Below are 18,498 nucleotides of genomic sequence, written 5' to 3'. Positions count from 1 at the left end.
TTAGAAAACGCTTGCTTTGCTCGATGGCAGCCTTTATCTTAGAATTTGTATATCATAAACAAAAGCTGAGAGGAGCGAACACATGAAGACTGGCAACTACCAGTACTTGATCGTTGGTGCGGGCTTATTCGGATCGATCTTTGCCCATGAAGCAGCCAGAAAAGGGCATCGTTGTCTGGTGATCGATAAGCGTGACCACATCGGAGGCAACTTGTATACTTATCAAGAAGACGGCATCACGGTTCATCAATACGGCGCCCATATTTTCCACACGGATAGCAAAGAGATTTGGGCTTATATGAATCGCTTTGCTGACTTCATTCCTTTTACCAATCAAGTCTTGGCGAACTACCAAGACCAACTCTATAACTTGCCTTTTAATATGAATACCTTTTATCAACTGTGGGGCGTGCGAACGCCTGCAGAAGCGCAAGAAGAGATTAAACAGCAAATTGAAAGTGCCGGTATAACAGGAAAGCCTAAAAACCTTGAAGAACAGGCGATCCAATTAGTGGGAACCGATATTTATCGTAAGCTGATAGCCGGTTATACGCAGAAGCAATGGGGAAAGCCCCCTAGCGAGTTGCCGAGCTTTATCATTCGTCGACTGCCGATTCGTTTCACCTACGATAACAATTATTTCAACCATCGGTTTCAAGGAATTCCCGAAGGTGGCTATACGCCGATTTTCCAGAAATTATTAGATGATGATCGGATCGATGTTTGTTTGAAAACGGACTTTGAAGCTGAAAAAGCAACCTATTTAGCACGTTTTCCTAAAATAATCTATACAGGACCGATCGATGCCTTTTTCGACCAAAGATACGGTCCTCTAGAATATCGTTCGTTACGTTTTGAAACAACCAAACATCCATCACCAAACCTTCAAGGAAATCCCGTAATCAATTACACGGATGAAAAGATTCCCTTTACCCGCAGCATGGAATGGAAACACTTCGATAAGCAAGGTGAGTCAGATACAACCATTCTTACCAAAGAATATCCAGCCCCATTCACGATTGGTGCTGAACCCTATTATCCTATCAATGACGAAAAAAATAACCAGCTGTATAAAAAATACAAACAGCTGGCTGCGAAACAGCCGCAAGTCCTGTTCGGAGGACGTCTCGGCTCGTATCGGTATTTAGATATGGATCAAATCGTCAGTGAAGCATTAAAGCTAGCACAAAAAGAACTTACTGCGAACTAAAAAGGCTGGGCTGCCGTTTTCGCTATTTAAGGCAGCCTTGACTACCACCAGGTCCGACTATTCGGAAACGGAGCCAGCCTTTTTTCTATGAGCGTCAGTTCATCGGTTATCAGATAGTAGGCATGCTTTCTTATTGATTAACGATCGCCAATAATTCTTCAAAAGCTTTCGGTGTACCGCCGACAAACAATTCCCGTCCATTCAGGGATAGTGGCTCTCCTTTGATGTTTGCCATTTTTAATCCAAGGGTTTCTAACAAAACACCCCCTGGCGCATAATCCCATGGCGCAAGATGAGAAAGATAGCCTGCTCTTTGTCCTTTAGCGAGGGCGATCAACTCTACCCCAGCACATCCAGTCATACGAATGCCTAATGCTTTGTCACTGACTTCAGTTTCGTGGTGGCGGTTATGGATCAACATGGGTGAATTCAAGCCAACGAGACCCTCGGATAAGGCAATATCTTTCGGCGGTTCGATCTTCTTGCCATTGTTATAAACACCAATCTCTGGACCCCCCCATAAGAATTCATCTTTCATGACATTATAGACAAAGCCAAAGCGCCCTTTGCCCTCTTCGTAGATCGCGATCATGATACAAAAGTTTTCTTTTTCCAACACGAAATTCATGGTTCCATCGATCGGATCAATGATGAAGACCCGTCCACTCATGTCGGCAAGTGTGTCCAGTCCGTTTTCTTCACCTAAAATTTTGGCATCCGGATCATAGGATTGGATCTTACCAATCAGAAAATCTTGCGTGGCTTTATCCAATTCTGTCACTAAGTCTTTCCGTCCTGATTTTGTCTCGACCACCAAGTCTTCTTTATTTAAATTGCCTTTGATCCTTTCGCCTGCAGCGATCATCCACTGGCGAACTTCATTAACGATTTCATGCATTCGTTGATCTACCCTTTCATTTTTAGTTTTCCCTCAGTCTTTTTCGCTGCCTGCACGGCATGGTATAACGAATAGCCTGATAGTTCTTCAAATTCTCTACCTAAACGGCGTTCCTCGCCAATGCTGGGAACGACTTTCTTAAAGGCTTGATACGCCTCAAGAAACGTGCTGCTAGGAAGGCCTTTTTCATAGGCTTGTTCTAACCGTTCCCACATCTTCATGACGACGACCATTTCATCCGTCGACCAATCTAAGTCCAGAGGATATTGATAATCCCGCATATTACCACTCCTATTCATCTTATTCAGTGTACCACAAAATTGAAAATAGGTCAGAGCCTCCGCTGCAAAAAAGGTACATTCTGGCAATGAATGTACCTCTGGTTTACAAACTATTTGGATTTCTAGAAGCTGAACTCCATGAATCTCAAATAAGAAGGAAATTCCTTTGTTCTTTCAACGAGATCGCTGATTAAAAGATGACCGATTTCAAAAAGGTTCGTCTAGAAAAGCCCGCAAAAACAAAAAATTTTTAATGATAGCAATTGATTTCCACCACTGTTTACTAATGAAAAACTCTGGGTAATCTGTTCCCCATTGCCATGGAATGACAAATGATCCGTCTGCTTGTTGGTGTTCTAAAATTTCTTCGGCTTCTTTTTTACATATTTCTTCACTAAAAATCCCAAGCAGCTGCTCTCTTGTAAAGAAAAAATTTGAAGGTTTGCTGACATAAGATGTGAACCACTCTTCTGGCTCGTTTGAGACTGCATGGCGAATTTGCCAGAATAAGATCTCGCGAAAGCGTTCATTTGCTAAAACAGGCTGATACTGGATTTCTTCACAGTCTTGTAATAATTCTAGATAGACGACTAATGTGTGCATTTCACTGGTTGGCTCCTTAAGAAAACTTGCAACTGCTGTTTCGGCGATTTCTTGTGCTTTTTGATAGAGGGTCGTTTCCCCTGTTCTTAAGATCGTACCAGCTAGACTGACCGTTGGGTTGTCTGCTGGCACGCCCACAGGACTCTCCCACCAAATCGCATGCGGATAGGATACCGTTGACGGCACTTGGTTGAGCCATTTCCCTTCAGAAAATTCTTTTCCACTAGCTAAATACCTTAGAATCCCTTGGACTTGTGGATTTGACGAATGAAGGCATTCAAGCTCTCGTAAAATTCGACATGCCTCCCACACCGCAATCGGTGTACTATTGGGATTCCAATAATCAGGTTCCAAACCATGCCCATAACCACCATCTTCATTTTGGTAGACTTGTAACGCCTGTAATACAGCCTCGCGAGATCCATTTTCAAAATGGTACTGCCAACGAGCAAGGTCTAAAGGGCGCGCGTTTTTGTAAATAAATTTTCGTGCTTTTTCGAATGCTTCCATATCTTCGCCTCCTTTGGCTTTCTTTTATTATCGCTTACTCCCCTAATGATTACAACGCTTACATCAATATCATTTCTCTGAACGACCATTCTCAGAATAGCTTCTTGGCATTTTTCAGGAAGCATACTTTTGGTGTTTCCCTTGGCATGATGTTACAGTAAGAATAACAAGAAAAAGGAGGAATTCTCTTGCGTTTAGAAAACAAAAAAATCATTGCCTTAGTCGACAATGATTTCGAAGATTTAGAACTTTGGTATCCGGTCCATCGGTTACGGGAAGAAGGCGCACAAGTCGATTTAGTCGGTGAAGAAGCGCATAAAACGTATATTGGCAAATATGGTGTACCCGCAGAATCAGCCTATGCTTTTTCTGATATCCACGCCGATGACTACGATGCCATCTTAGTTCCGGGTGGTTGGGCACCTGATAAATTACGGCGTTTCCCAGAGGTCATCTCTTTCGTGCGAACGATGGACAAAGACCAAAAAATCATTGGACAAATCTGTCATGCAGGCTGGGTCTTGATTTCTGCGAATATCCTGCAAGGCAAGACAGTCACCAGTACACCAGGCATCAAAGATGATATGACAAATGCTGGAGCCACATGGGTCGATACACCTGTGGTTACGGATGGACATATCGTTTCCAGCCGCCGTCCCCCAGATCTACCAGACTATATGCGGGAATTTATTGCTGTTTTAGAAAAGAAATAGTACCCATTGATCAGATTCAAAAGAGTTGCGACCGAAGGAAATACGGCCGCAACTCTTTTTTCTACCTATCGATCATTCGCTTATGATCGCTAATTTTTTGTTGCTTTTAGGGATTTTTTTCACACCGATAAAGGTCAATGCAGCACCCAAAACGGCAAACCCAGTCCCAATCAAAAGCATTTCCCAGACACCGAAGCTTTGGATCAGCATCCCCCCTAAAAGGTTGCCGATCACGCCACCGATCGTGGTAGCGATAATGATGATCGTTTGTCCAAAAACCCGGTCTTCATCTGCCAAACTATGGTTGAACAAATAAGCAGAAGCAGGAATAAACAAGGCAAAACTAACCCCTTGCATCAAATGGCTCATTTCCATCAGGATGATGGAGCTGATCAACAGCATCAGCACCCCACGAATGGCAAAGGCAACACTGGACAGCAACAGCCAAAAACGGCTAGACCGTATCCTCACTAACTGTTCAAAGAAAATCATGCCTGGCAATTCGCATAACGCCGCAATCATCAGGGCGATGCCAACTTCCTTACTGCCACCGCCAATATCGGCAAAAATTTGTGCCAAAAAACTGTTGATCATCGTGTGGAAGCTGAAGAGAAAGCTAAATCCGACAAAGAGAAAGAGTAAAAAAGGATATTTTTTCAAAAAGGCACCTGAATGACTTTGTTCTGTATGCATCACGGGCATTTCTGGCTTCTTGATCGTTGGCAGCAAAAGCAAAATAATGAGAAACAAAACGGCTTGCCCGATAGCGATCATTGGCAAAAGGGCTGCCGAAAACTCCTCTAAGAGCTGCCCCAGTAAAAAGGAGGTACCCGCAAATCCTAGTGACCCACCGGCACGCGAAAAGCCAAAATTGATTTTGTTGCCGCTATTCGTGTATTCAAACGCCAAGGCGTTGAGAAAGGACTGCATGGAAACGAGCAAAACCCCTCCTAAAACATAGGTCAGTATTGATAATGCAGGGACCATCACACCTGCTAAGAGCACCGCGACCACGCCGATTGTCATCGTTTTCAAGACAACGATCAGTGGTACTTTGCTTTTTTTGATAATGACTTGACTGATGAAGGGCTGCAAAATCGTAGACGCAATATTGACTAGGGCTAAAATACCGCCAATTTTTGCTGGATCGACCTTGAAATAAATCAAAAAGAGTGTCGCAAAGCCATAGATTGAGCAAAACATCATCCAATAAAGAAATTGCAAACTTGTGTAGTAAAACCGAATCCTCTTGTCACTTGCATGATTACGCATACATCCCCCACCTTATCCATATTCCTTAGCAACTAAATATAGCATAGAACCGATGGATTTACTATCCTTCTATAAACAGAAACCGCAGTTTTATTTGAAACACTAACCCACAACAAAAAAGCACAGCATAGTATCCTGCGCTTTTCCTACTGCTTCAACTATTTAGAGCTGTTGGAAGGCTTGCGTGAGATCTTCCAATAGATCGTCGATGTTTTCCAATCCAATGGATAAGCGAATCGTCTCTGGACGAATTTTGGCTGCTGCAAGTTCTTCTACGCTAAGCTGAGAATGGGTCGTCGAAGCTGGATGGATGATCAAGGACTTTGCATCGCCAACGTTCGCCAGTAGCGAGAAGAGCTTAGTTGCGCCACAAAAGGTTTTGCTTGCTTCTGCCCCACCCTTTAATCCGAAGGAAAAGACCGAACTGGTCCCTTTGGGGAAATACTCCTGCGCCCGCTTAAAATAAGGACTGTCCGGCAGGGTTGGGAAATGAACCCAAGAAACTTCCGGGTGCTTGGCTAAAAATTCAGCAACTTGTTGCGCATTTTCTACATGACGTTCCATCCGCAACGAGAGGGTCTCGATGCCTAAAAGCAACACCCATGAATTGAAGGGAGAAATCGCAGCACCTGTATCCCGTAAAAGAATCGTTCGGGCCCGAGTGATATAGGCAGCGTTACCAGCGGCTTCTACCCATGAGATCGCATGGTAACTATGATCGGGATCGACCAGCTTGGGAAATTTGCCGTTTGTCCAATCAAAGTTGCCACTATCAATAATAGCCCCTCCTAAAGCAGCCCCGTGACCACCGAGGTATTTTGTCGTGGAATAAACGATGATGTCCGCACCATGCTCAAACCCTCGAAAAAGATAGGGAGTCGCAAAGGTGTTGTCAATGATGAGGGGAATCCCGGCTTCATGAGCGATCGCTGCAATCTTTTTAAAGTCGGCAATATCAATATCTGGATTGCCTAAAGACTCTAGAAAAACTGCTTTGGTATTTTCTTGGATGGCTGCTTTTAGTGCTGGTAGATCTTCACTATCGACAAAGCTTGTGGTGATGCCAAAATCTGGCAATGTATGGGCGAACAAATTATAGGTACCGCCATAAATTGAAGCAGCAGAAACGATATGATCTCCTGCTTGCGCGAGATTTAAAATTGCATAGGTGATCGCTGCTGAGCCAGAAGCCGTAGCTAACGCACCGACACCACCTTCTAATAGGGCTAATCGTTCTTCTAGAACCGCGGTCGTCGGATTGGTAATACGGGTATAGATATTGCCGCTCTCACTAAGACTAAATCTCGCTGCCGCTTGGTCAGCATCATCAAACACATACGATGTGGTTTGATAAATGGGTACGGCGCGACTTCCTGTGGTAGGATCTGGTATTTGTCCTCCGTGTAATTGAATCGTCTCAAATCTTTCTGTCATACTATTCCTCCTTAATAATGCAAATAAAAAAGCCCTCTGATATCGAGATATCAAAGGACGTGTTTACGTGTTACCACCTTTATTCAAGCAGACTTTCCAGCATGCTTCTCAGCAAGTACGCGACAAATTAACGTCGTTATACTCTGACGCGATAGCGGGCGCACCCGGATCTCCTTATCTTTCGTACAAGTTCAGGAGATCACCTCTGAGGCCATTTTCGATTGATCCTACAAGTTCTTCTTGCACCTTACGAAGACTCTCTACGCTTGCCAAATCAATTTACTTTCCTCATCAACGGTTGAAATATTAAGAGCATCGTATCATTTCCAGAAGATTCTGTCAATAGACCAGATCGTTTTATTTTTGGTGATAAAAAAACTCGTTCACCAAATGATGAACGAGTTTCACAAAGCTTAAATGTGGATTGGTAATCCTAGAGCTAACTCAGCAGCATCCATTGTGATCTCACCTAGAGATGGATGTGGATGGATCGTTAGCGCGATATCTTCTGCGTTCATGCCAGATTCAATAGCAAGAGCAAGTTCTGAAACCATATCGCTTGCTCCTAGACCAGCAATTTGCGCACCGATGATCACATTGTCTTCAACCGTTGTTACTAAGCGGATGAATCCTTCAGTTTTTCCTAGAGATAACGCACGACCGTTACCTGAGAATGGGAATTTGAATGCTTTTGCTTCAATTCCAGCATCTTTGGCATCTTTGATCGTCATACCGACAGAAGCCAATTCTGGATCAGTAAAGGCAACTGCTGGCATTGCTTTGTAATCAACGGCAACTTTTTTACCAGAGATTGCTTCAGCAGCGATTTTTGCTTCGTAGCTGGCTTTATGTGCTAATGCAGCACCAGGAACGATATCACCAATCGCGTAGATGTTTGATACGTTGGTACGGCCTTGTTTGTCAACCGTGATCAATCCGCGTTCGCCTACTTCAACACCTGCTTGTTCTAAGCCCATGTCATCAGTATTTGGACGACGACCAACAGTAACCATCACGTAATCAGCAGTAACTGATTCTTCTTTACCATCTACGGCATATTTGACAGTTACGCTATCGCCATTGTCAATTGCTTCTTTCGCCATTGCGTTGGTAACGACTGTTACACCTTTTTTCGCAAAGTCTTCTTCAACCAATTTGACCATGTCTTTTTCATAGGTTGGCAAGATTTGAGGAGAGCCTTCAAGGATCGTTACTTCTGCCCCTAGGTTTGCATAAGCTGCACCTAGTTCAGAACCGATGACACCGCCACCGATAACAACGAATTTTTTAGGAACTTCTTTTAATGCCAATCCGCCAGTTGAATCAAGAACACGTCCGCCGAATTTGAAACCAGGGATTTCAATTGGGCGAGAACCTGTTGCGATGATTGCATTGTTGAAAGAGTATGTTTGTGCTGAATCTGGGTGGATGACACGCAATGTGTGATCATCAACGAAGAAAGCTTCTCCTTCAATCGTTTCTACTTTGTGTTTTTTCAATAGGAAACCAACACCTGAAGTTAATGTTTTAACGACTTTGTTGTCTTTCCATTCTTGTGTTTTGGTAAAATCAAGGGAAACATTTTCACTTGTTACACCAAACATTGTTGAATCCAAAGATTCTTGATAATGATGACCTGCAGCGATCAAGGCTTTTGAAGGGATACAACCAACGTTCAAACAAACGCCGCCGATGTATTCTCTTTCAATGATTGCTACTTTTTGTCCCATTTCAGCAGCGCGGATGGCAGCTACATAGCCGCCAGGTCCCGCACCGATTACAACTGTATCTAATTCAACAGCAAAATCTCCAACTACCATTTGTTAATCATCCTTCCATCATTAATAGCTCTGGATCAGCTAATAGACGTTTGATATTATTCATTGCTTGTTGCGCTGTTGCGCCATCAACGATACGGTGGTCGAAGCTTAATGAAAGTTTCATCACACGTCCGACAACGATTTCGCCTTCAGCGTTTACGATTGGTTGTTGCGCGATTGTACCTACACCCAAAATAGCTACTTCAGGGTAGTTGATTACTGGAGTGAACCAGCCGCCACCAACTGAACCGATGTTACTGATTGTGATGGTACCATTACGCATATCATCTGCAGCCAATTTGCCGTCATGAGCAAGTTTTGCTTTTTCGTTGATTTCATCAGCGATAGCAAACATGCCTTTACGATCTGCATCTTTTACGTTTGGTACATACAACCCATGGTCAGTATCTGTTGCGATACCGATGTTGTAATAGTTTTTGTATACGATCTCTTGTTTTGCATCATCGATCGACGCATTCAAGATAGGGAATTTTTTCACTGTTGCAGTCAATGCTTTTACAACATATGGTAAGAAAGTAAGTTTTGTGCCGTTTGCAGCAGCAACTTCTTTGAATTTCTTACGATTATCCCATAGGTTTGTTACTTCAACTTCATCATGCAAGGTTACATGAGGTGCTGTTTGTTTGCTGTTTACCATCGCTTTAGCGATTGCTTTACGTGTAGGTGTTAAGGCAACACGTTCTTCTAAATCACCTAAGTTTGATTTGAAGGCTTTTGCTGGAGCTGCTGGTTTGCTTTCAGTTGCTGCAGCTTTTGTTTCTTCTTTCGCAGGAGCTTGAGTTTCAGCTTTTGCAGCTTGTCCGCCACCTGATAGGAAGTTTTCGATGTCTTCTTTTGTTACACGTCCGCCTTTGCCTGTTGCAGATACTTGGGAAATATCCACATCTTTTTCGCGAGCGAATTGACGGACAGAAGGCATAGCCAAGACACGTTTGTTAGGATCTGCTGCTTCAACAACACTTGCTGAACCAGAAGTTTCCACTTTTTCTTTTGGTGCTTCTGCAGGTGCGCTTGATGAAGCAGGCGCACTGTTGTGACCAGGTGCGTCGATTTCAACTAAAACATCACCAACATTTGCAACTGTTCCTTCAGCAACAACGATGTTTTTCACTGTTCCTGTTACTGGAGATGGGATTTCTTCGACTGATTTGTCGTTTTGAACTTCAAGCAACGTATCGTCTTCATTGATGGTATCTCCTGCTTTAACGAACCATTTTACGATTTCGCCTTCTGCAATTCCTTCACCGATATCTGGTAATTTGAATTGGAAAACGCCTGCGCCTTCAGAAGAACCAGCTGATGCTTCAGCCGTTTCCGTTGTAGGTTCTGCTGCTGGTTTTGCTGGTGTTTGAGACTCTGCTGCTACACCTGCATCGCCTTCGTTGTCTTCATGTCCTGGTGCATCGATCTCAACAAGGACATCTCCAACGTTTGCGACTGTACCTTCAGGGACAACGATGTTTTTCACTGTTCCTGTTACTGGAGATGGAATTTCTTCCACTGATTTATCATTTTGAACTTCTAGTAAGGTATCATCTTCATTGATGGTATCCCCTGCTTTGACGAACCATTTTACGATTTCGCCTTCTGCAATTCCTTCACCGATATCCGGTAATTTAAATTGAAATGCCATTTTCTATTCTTCCCTTCTTCAACTATTAAAAGTTCACGATTTCTTTCACTTTGTCTTCGATGTCTTTTGCATTTGGCAACCAAATGTTTTCAGCTTGACCGAATGGGAAGATCGTATCTGGTGCAGACACGCGTCCGATTGGAGCTTCTAGTGATAGAACCGCACGTTCAGAAATTTCAGAAACGACTTGAGCGCCAACACCTGCTTGTTTTTGTGCTTCTTGAACGACAACCACACGACCAGTTTTTTCAACTGATTTGATGATCGTTTCAACATCAAGAGGAGCAACTGTACGCAAGTCGATAATTTCAGCGTTGATGTTTTCTTTCGCTAAGTTGTCAGCAGCTTTGATTGCTTCACGAACCATTGCACCATAAGTGATGATTGAAACATCAGAACCTTCACGAGTTACTGCTGCTTTGTCTAAAGGAACTTCGTATGCTTCTTCTGGCACTTCTTCACGGAATGAACGGTAAAGTTTCATGTGCTCTAAGAAAACAACTGGGTCATTGCTGCGGATAGAAGCAATCAATAATCCTTTTGCATCATATGGGTTTGATGGAATAACGACACGGATACCAGGTGATTGAGCGATCAATCCTTCCAAGTTATCTGAGTGCAATTCTGGTGTGTGCACACCGCCACCAAATGGTGAACGAATAGTGATTGGTAAATTACGTGTACCACCCATACGGTAACGAGTACGCGCCATTTGACCAACGATTTCGTCAAATGTTTCAAATACGAAACCAAAGAATTGGATTTCTGGAACTGGACGGAAACCTTCTAATGCTAAACCGAAAGCCAAGCCGCCGATACCAGATTCAGCAAGAGGGGTATCGAAGACACGATCTTCGCCGAATTTTTCTTGTAAACCTTCTGTTGCACGGAAAACCCCGCCGTTTTTACCGACATCTTCACCAAAGACTAAAATCTCTTTGTCATTTTCCATTTCAACAGCTAAGGCATCTGTAATTGCTTGAATCATTGTTTTTTGTGCCATGACTATTTCGACTCCTTCGCTTCGTAAGTTGCAATTTGATCTTTAATGTTTTGTGGTTGTACTTCAAACATGTTTTTCAAGAAATCTGAAACTTTTTGTTTTGGCACGCGGTCCGCTTCAGCGATCGCTGCTTTGATTTCTTCTTTTGTTTGTTCAATGACTTGTTCTTCTTTTTCTTCAGACCAAAGTCCTTTTTCAGTTAGGTAAGTACGGAAACGTACCAATGGATCTTTTTGTTGCCATTCGCTGTCCATGTCTTTTGAACGGTAACGGGTTGGATCATCACCAGACAATGTATGTGGACCGTAACGGTAAGTCAAGGTTTCAATCAATACAGGACCGTTGCCGTTTGCTGCCCATTCACGAGCTGCTTTAGAAACATAGTACACTGCCAATGGATCCATACCGTCAACTTGGATACCAGGGATCCCAGCTGCTGCAGCTTTTTGTGCCAATGTTGGTGCCGCACTTTGTACTTCACGAGGTGTAGAGATCGCAAAACCATTGTTTTGGATATAGAATACAGCGTTTGCATGGTAAGCCCCTGCAAAGTTGATTGCTTCATAGAAGTCCCCTTGTGAAGAACCGCCATCACCTGTATAAGTGAATACAACATTTTTCTTGTTGCGTTTTTTCAATCCTAAAGCAACGCCGGCTGCTTGGACGTATTGTGCACCAATAATGATTTGTGGTGGCAATGCTTTTAAATCTTCTGGATAAAGGTTCCCAGCAACGTGGCCACGTGACCATAAGAAAGCTTCTTTCAATGGCAGACCGTGTTGGATCAATTGTGGTACATCACGGTAACCAGGTAATAAAACGTCTTCTTTTTCAAAAGCAAATTGACTTGCTAATTGGCTTGCTTCTTGTCCAGCAGTTGGCGCGAAGAAACCTAGACGACCTTGACGGTTTAACGCAGTTGAGCGTTGGTCTAATACACGAGACCATACCATACGAGTCATCAATTCAACTAATTCGTCGTCACTTAAATCTGGTACTAACTCTTGATTTACAATTTTCCCGTCTTTGTCCAAAGCTTGGTAAGTTGGAAAATCCGCATTGACTTGCTCCAAAATCGCTTGGAAATCAAGTGCTTTTTGTTTTTTTGCCATCTTGACACACTTTCCTCTCTGATATAAAAATTCACTTTCGTATGTAACAGGGTTTAAATCTGTACTATCGAAATTTCATTTACTCTTATAAATTATCATTTAACTTCGAAAATGACAAGTGAAAAGGGTATTTTTTTTAATAAAAGAATTCCCACTGTAGCAACTCTTAAGAAAACATTAGTGAAATTAATCACATTAAAGCAATCGCTTTCTTCAATTTTTTCTTTTCAGATTCTTTTTTTTATTTAAGAATAGTACAGCATCCACCATTCCGCTAAACAGATTTATCATTAACCTCCTTTTATCACTTGTGAAGGATTCGACTTGAGTCAAAGAGAAATTTCTTAATATGAGAAAAAAATAATACAGAGAACGGATAAAAAGAAACAGATCGGCGATTCTCCCCCTGTTAGGAAGAACGCCGACCTGTTTTTTTAAATCCATTCTCTCGTGACATGAATGTAAATGCGTTTCGCAAACTCAACTGTTACTAAATAAGCTAGATTGATACCGACATACCATGGCCAGTAACTTGATGGCAGTGCTGCAAAATCAAAGACGGTATGCAATGGCGTCAAGATGACCAAGAAGCCAACTGCAATCGCTAGAACACTTGAAATCAAAACTGCAGGTGATGCGATACTTTTGATAAATGGTAATTTTCTCGTTCTGATCATGTGAACGACTAAGGTTTGTGTCGTCAAGCCAATCATAAACCATCCTGCTTGGAACAAGGCTTGCTCTTGGATGGTATTTGCACTAAAGACATGCCACATCATAAAGAAAGTCAAAATATCGAAGATGCTGCTGACAGGTCCAATGCCGACGGTAAACTTCAATAGTCCACCCACTTGCCATTTAACTGGTTTTTCTAACTCTTCTTTATCTACGTTGTCCCATGGGATCGTCAATTGGGCCATATCGTACACCAAGTTTTGAACCAACAGTTGAATGGACAACATTGGTAAGAAAGGTAAAAAGGCACTAGCAACTAAGATCGAGAACACATTCCCGAAATTCGAACTCAAAGTCATTTTGATGTACTTCATCATATTGGTAAATACTTTGCGGCCTTCGATGACCCCTTTATCAAGGACATTCAAACTTTTTTCTAATAAAATGATCGAGCTGGCATCTTTGGTGATATCTGCTGCGGTATCAACCGAGATACCAACATCTGCTGTACGTAAAGCAGGCGCGTCGTTGATGCCATCTCCCATAAAGCCGACCGTATGGCCTGCCGCTTGAATGGTTTCAATGATTCGGGATTTTTGCATTGGATTTAATTTTGCAAACAGATTAGTTTTTGCAGCTTTCTCTGCTAACTCTTCATCTGACAGATGATCTATATCGGTTCCTAACAAGTATTCATCTGCATCAATACCAACATCTCGACAAACTTTTTGCGCAACGATCGCATTATCTCCCGTTAACACTTTGACATTGATGCCATGACCGTGTAAAGAAGCAATCGCTGTTTTTGCTGTTTCTTTTGCTGGATCTAAGAAGCCCATAAAGCCAATCATGATCATATCTTGTTCATCTTCTACAGAATAAACGGCATCTGCGTGGGCATCTCGTTTTACAGCAACAGTCAACACGCGCATTCCTTGTTTATTCAAGCGCAAATTCACTTGACGCAATTGTTTTCTCAATTGAGGAGTCAATTCCATCACTTTGCCATCAACTTCTACGTACTTGCAGACTTGTTCCATTTCCTCGGCGGCACCTTTAGTGACCATCAGTTGATGACCATCTGCATTGACAACAACCGTCAAGCGGCGACGTGAGAAGTCAAACGGAATCTCATCGATTTTTGTCACATCGTTAAATGGCGCTGCCAAGCCTTCTTCTTCATAGTAGTTTAAGACAGCAATATCCATCAGGTTTTTCCACCCTGTTTGATAGTAAGAATTTAAATACGTCATATCAAGGACTTGTTTATCTTCTACGCCAAATGGGTTTAAATGCTGTACCAGTACAACACGATCTTCGGTGATCGTACCCGTTTTATCGGTACATAGTACATCCATTGCACCTAAGTTTTGAATCGAAGGCAATTCTTTGACGATCACTTTTTCTTTTGATAAAGAGATCGCCCCTTTGGCTAAGTTACTGGTGACGATCATTGGTAGCATTTCTGGCGTCAAACCAACTGCTACTGCAATCGCGAAGAACAACGCTTCGCCCCAATCACCCTTGGTCAAACCATTGATCAATAAAACGATTGGGAAAAGAACCATGACCATTCGCAACAATAGCTTGCTGACTTTTGTTAAGCCATCTTCAAAGGTTGTTTTGCCCCGTTTCGTGGTCGCATTTTTGGCAATATCACCGAAGAAAGTACTTTGACCGGTTTTCAAAATAATGGCTTTTCCTTGACCACTTAAGACATCGGTACCCATGAAAACAAGATCTTGCATATCTAGTGCAGAAATTTGTTCATCGCTTTCTTTGATCCCAGCATCGACAAATTTTTCAACTGGCATTGATTCGCCTGTTAATGAAGATTGATTGATAAATAAATCTTTGGTCCAAATCAAGATCGCATCCGCAGGAATCATGTCGCCGGTTGCTAAGGTGACGATGTCTCCTGGAACGACTTCATCCATCGGAATTTCTCTCGTGATTCCATCTCGGGTTACGGAACAAGTATTTTCAATAAGTTCTTTTAACGCTAAGCTTGCTTTTTGGGAACGGTATTCTTGGACGAAAGTAATCATGACACTGGCTAAAATCATGATTCCCATCACGATCACTGCTTCAATATCGCCTGTTACAAAAGAAATAACCATTAATAATGCCAAAACTAACACAAAAGGATCTTTGAAAGCACCTAGGATCATCAACCAAGCAGGTGTTGGTTTTTGCGCATCCACTTTGTTTGGACCGTACTCTGCCAAACGTTCTGCAGCATCTTCTTCCGATAACCCTTGGAAGGATGTCCGCATTTCCATCAGCAATTCTCTTTCGGTCAATTTTGCCAGTAATTTTAGTTCTTGATCTTTCGATAGTTTTTTTAACATCTTTTTTTCCTCCTAGCACTTAGGAGTTGCTTACGCCACCCCTAGCGATTCGATAATTACTCCGCTGTTTCATCTGGGGACTGGGGTATTCCATGTGAATCTTCCTTTCTTTTTATTAGGTAAGTCACTGTGGAACATGCGTAAAAGACACAAAAAAACGCACGCTCCCAATAAGCATGCGTAAAAAACTCATGATCATTGTAGAGCTTTAGCACTATAGGGCGTAGATAGCAAATCTGCTATCAGCTACTTTGGGTTTAACCTTCACGATTAGACCTGTCCTACCAACTAAGTATCTCTCGATACTTTTGCGGCAGCAGCTTGTGTCCATATAGGAGCCTCACCTAACAATTATTTGTATAAAATGTCAGTTCGCCGGAAGTCTATCTTCCAACTACCCACATAATAACTGCTATCCTAACCAATGTCAACCGCAACAATGGAAAAAAGCACCCTTTTTTCATAGATTTTCGTTGGTTTTCAAATGAAAGGTCTTACAATAAAATAACAACATTAAAAAACTGGTGTGATTTTATATGTGACAAAACTTTTTTTACACGAACAGATAGAGAGAAATCCTCTCAGGGAAAAACCCAGAATTCATCAAGTCACTTCGGCTATCCCATTGAAGGAGAGAATGTAATAAATTTCCGAACTCGAATAAAAAATAGACAGCCATTTAAATAAACAGCTGCCTATTTCTCTTTCACATCCGATTCTGAAAAATGATTTTTTCGGTATTCTTTCGATCTAGCTCTCACGAAAAATGATCTGCTAAAATTTTCAAGATTCGCCGACTAGCTTTCCCATCGCCATAGGGATTTTCTGCATGTGCCATGGCATTGTAAGCTTCTGGATCCTCTAGTAGTCGCTTCGTTTCTTGATAAACCGCAGCTTCAGACGTACCGATCAGTTTTAACGTACCTGCAGCAATTCCTTCTGGGCGCTCTGTTGTATCTCGCAAGACCAAAACAGGAACGCCTAACGACGGTGCTTCTTCTTGGACACCACCAGAATCCGTCAAAATCAATGTGCTTTGATTGGCAACATTGTGAAAATCAATGACATCTAAAGGCTCAATCAGCGTGACATTTTCTAGTTCCCCAAGTATCTCCATAGCAATCCCTCGGACTTGAGGATTTTTATGCATAGGAAAAACCACTTTGATGGTTGGTTTCTCCTTAGCGATCTTCGCTAAAGCGCGGAAGACTTGCTTCATCGGAACACCTAAGTTCTCGCGACGGTGCATTGTCAGAAGAATCATGGTTTGATCTGCTGCAGAAAGTTCTGGATGCTGATAGTCCTCCGAGATCGTATAACGCATCGCATCAATGGCGGTATTTCCCGTTACAAAAATTGCAGCTTTATTGCGATTTTCCGCTAATAAATTTTCTTTGCTTTGGACAGTTGGCGCAAAATAAAAATCCGCTAATACATCGATCAGCTGACGATTGGCTTCCTCCGGATAAGGAGATTTTTTGTTCCATGTACGCAAACCGGCTTCCACATGCCCCACAGGAATCTGCTGATAGAAAGCTGCCGTCGCGGCTGCATAAGCTGTGGTCGTATCCCCGTGAACGAGTACGATATCAGGGGTTTCTTTTTGCAAGATAGGTTCCAGATCCAGCAAAACTTTGGTAGTGATTCCTGTCAAAGTTTGCCCTAAAGTCATAATATCCAGATCATAATCTGGTATGATTTCAAAAACCGTTAAAACTTGATCCAACATTTCTCGATGCTGCGCCGTCACCACAACGATCGATTCAAAACGCGGGTCGTTTTCCAATTCCTTTACTAGTGGCGCCATTTTGATGGCTTCCGGTCTGGTACCGAACACAGACATCACTTTGATTGTCATTTGGTCACCCGCTCCTCTACTTCTCATTGCTTCTATTATAACGAAGAAAACAGAAAAACAAAATGGTTGTTCCAACAAAAAAAAGAAACGACCGCTAAAAGGCCGTTTCTTCAGTATCCAGCTTAAATAGTATCTCCATTGAAAATCGAATTTTTCACGATTACGTAATCCACTTTACGAATCGATTCTAAATCTTTTCCACCTGCATAAGAGATCGATGACTGCAAGTCTTGCTGCATTTCAACTAACGTATCTTTTAAAGAACCTTTGTATTGAATCCAAATTTTCTTTCCTTCTACGTTTTTCTTTTCACCTTTTTGAAATTCTGATGCAGAACCAAAGTATTCTTTCATTACAACGCCATTTTCTACCTTGGTTTCTCCTGGTGATTCTTCATGCCCAGCAAACAATGAACCGATCATGACCATGGTTGCACCAAAGCGGACAGATTTAGCGATATCGCCGTGTGTCCGAATGCCACCATCTGCAATGATTGGTTTGCGAGCAGCTTTGGCACACCAGCGTAATGCTGCCAATTGCCATCCTCCAGTCCCGAAACCAGTTTTGATTTTTGTGATACAAACTTTCCCTGGTCCAATACCGACTTTTGTTGCATCGGCGCCAGCGTTTTCCAATTCACGAACTGCTTCTGGCGTTCCAACATTTCCAGCGATCACAAACGTTTCTGGTAAATGCTTCTTGATGTGTTGAATCATATTGATCACGGCGTTTGAGTGACCATGGGCAATATCGATCGTGATAAAATCAGGAACAAGCTCTTTCTCAGCTAGTTCTTCTACAAAGGCATATTCATTTTCTTTGACACCCACGCTGATTGAACTAATCAAGCCGCGGCTTTTCATTTTTTTGATGAATGGAATCCGTGCTTCTTCATCAAAGCGGTGCATAATATAAAAATAGCCATTTTCAGCTAAAAATTCTGCGATTGAATCATCAATAATTGTTTGCATATTTGCAGGAACAACAGGCATTTTAAACGAGTGTCCGCCTAATGTCACCGTGGTATCACATTCTGAACGGCTGTTCACGATACACTTGTTAGGAATCAGTTGTATATCTTCGTAATCAAAAACTTTCATGTCA

At 42.3% G+C, this 18,498-nt stretch carries 14 protein-coding genes, 1 riboswitch and 1 other annotated feature; of the genes, 2 read left to right on the top strand and 12 right to left on the bottom strand.

Features of this window, described 5'->3' with window-relative positions; translation table 11 throughout:
* Window positions 1-82: 82 nt before the first annotated feature.
* Complete coding sequence (glf, locus tag IGJ01_RS07440) at window positions 83-1,210, top strand: UDP-galactopyranose mutase (RefSeq protein WP_430601576.1); 1,128 nt, start codon at window positions 83-85, stop codon at window positions 1,208-1,210.
* Between the two features lie 130 nt (window positions 1,211-1,340).
* Here the strand turns inward: glf and IGJ01_RS07435 are convergent, their stop codons facing one another.
* The 3 genes from IGJ01_RS07435 to IGJ01_RS07425 all read right to left on the bottom strand — a co-directional run bounded on the left by IGJ01_RS07435 (window position 1,341) and on the right by IGJ01_RS07425 (window position 3,502).
* A complete protein-coding gene (locus IGJ01_RS07435; protein ID WP_005236366.1) occupies window positions 1,341-2,108 on the bottom strand; it encodes an inositol monophosphatase family protein in 768 nt (255 codons plus the stop codon).
* 8 nt (window positions 2,109-2,116) lie between these two features.
* Entirely contained in the window at window positions 2,117-2,389 is a 273-nt protein-coding gene (locus IGJ01_RS07430; protein WP_008381425.1) for a UPF0223 family protein, read from the bottom strand.
* Between the two features lie 207 nt (window positions 2,390-2,596).
* On the bottom strand, window positions 2,597-3,502 hold the full coding sequence (locus IGJ01_RS07425; RefSeq protein ID WP_005236371.1) for a hypothetical protein: 906 nt from the start codon (window positions 3,500-3,502) through the stop codon (window positions 2,597-2,599).
* 188 nt (window positions 3,503-3,690) lie between these two features.
* On the opposite strand from IGJ01_RS07425, the gene IGJ01_RS07420 reads away from it, so the two are divergent.
* Window positions 3,691-4,215: a type 1 glutamine amidotransferase domain-containing protein gene (locus IGJ01_RS07420; RefSeq protein ID WP_005236373.1), complete on the top strand. Its 525-nt coding sequence runs from the start codon at window positions 3,691-3,693 to the stop codon at window positions 4,213-4,215.
* A gap of 72 nt (window positions 4,216-4,287) precedes the next feature.
* Here the strand turns inward: IGJ01_RS07420 and IGJ01_RS07415 are convergent, their stop codons facing one another.
* The 9 genes from IGJ01_RS07415 to guaC form a co-directional block, all read right to left on the bottom strand.
* Window positions 4,288-5,487: an MFS transporter gene (locus IGJ01_RS07415; protein WP_430601575.1), complete on the bottom strand. Its 1,200-nt coding sequence runs from the start codon at window positions 5,485-5,487 to the stop codon at window positions 4,288-4,290.
* Window positions 5,488-5,649: 162 nt separating this feature from the next.
* A complete protein-coding gene (locus tag IGJ01_RS07410) occupies window positions 5,650-6,921 on the bottom strand; it encodes an O-acetylhomoserine aminocarboxypropyltransferase/cysteine synthase family protein (RefSeq protein WP_430601574.1) in 1,272 nt (423 codons plus the stop codon).
* 50 nt (window positions 6,922-6,971) lie between these two features.
* Window positions 6,972-7,225: a binding site (T-box leader), on the bottom strand.
* A gap of 109 nt (window positions 7,226-7,334) precedes the next feature.
* Entirely contained in the window at window positions 7,335-8,741 is a 1,407-nt protein-coding gene (gene lpdA, locus IGJ01_RS07405; RefSeq protein WP_005230052.1) for a dihydrolipoyl dehydrogenase, read from the bottom strand.
* Window positions 8,742-8,748: 7 nt separating this feature from the next.
* Window positions 8,749-10,395, bottom strand: a complete 1,647-nt coding sequence (locus IGJ01_RS07400; RefSeq protein WP_005236379.1) for a dihydrolipoyllysine-residue acetyltransferase — start codon at window positions 10,393-10,395, stop codon at window positions 8,749-8,751.
* A 25-nt stretch (window positions 10,396-10,420) separates the two neighbouring features.
* Window positions 10,421-11,398 (bottom strand): alpha-ketoacid dehydrogenase subunit beta, encoded by a 978-nt coding sequence (locus IGJ01_RS07395; protein ID WP_005230047.1) that lies wholly within the window; start codon window positions 11,396-11,398, stop codon window positions 10,421-10,423.
* 2 nt (window positions 11,399-11,400) lie between these two features.
* Window positions 11,401-12,510: a pyruvate dehydrogenase (acetyl-transferring) E1 component subunit alpha gene (gene pdhA, locus IGJ01_RS07390; RefSeq protein ID WP_430601573.1), complete on the bottom strand. Its 1,110-nt coding sequence runs from the start codon at window positions 12,508-12,510 to the stop codon at window positions 11,401-11,403.
* A 434-nt stretch (window positions 12,511-12,944) separates the two neighbouring features.
* Window positions 12,945-15,536 (bottom strand): magnesium-translocating P-type ATPase, encoded by a 2,592-nt coding sequence (gene mgtA, locus IGJ01_RS07385; protein WP_005236382.1) that lies wholly within the window; start codon window positions 15,534-15,536, stop codon window positions 12,945-12,947.
* Window positions 15,537-15,723: 187 nt separating this feature from the next.
* Window positions 15,724-15,895, bottom strand: a riboswitch (M-box (ykoK) riboswitch).
* A gap of 398 nt (window positions 15,896-16,293) precedes the next feature.
* Window positions 16,294-17,394, bottom strand: coding sequence for a non-hydrolyzing UDP-N-acetylglucosamine 2-epimerase (wecB, locus tag IGJ01_RS07380; RefSeq protein ID WP_042890118.1), 1,101 nt, complete (start codon window positions 17,392-17,394; stop codon window positions 16,294-16,296).
* A 122-nt stretch (window positions 17,395-17,516) separates the two neighbouring features.
* The gene (guaC, locus tag IGJ01_RS07375; protein WP_086317478.1) at window positions 17,517-18,494 is read right to left on the bottom strand and encodes a GMP reductase; all 978 of its coding nucleotides are present in this window, start codon (window positions 18,492-18,494) and stop codon (window positions 17,517-17,519) included.
* Window positions 18,495-18,498 lie beyond the last annotated feature (4 nt).

Origin of the sequence: Enterococcus sp. AZ089 (assembly GCF_050547225.1) — a bacterium.
Classification (GTDB): Bacteria; Bacillota; Bacilli; order Lactobacillales; family Enterococcaceae; genus Enterococcus_D; species Enterococcus_D entomosocium.
Note: the sequence above shows the minus strand (reverse complement) of the source record. Positions and strands in the feature narration are given on the sequence as shown.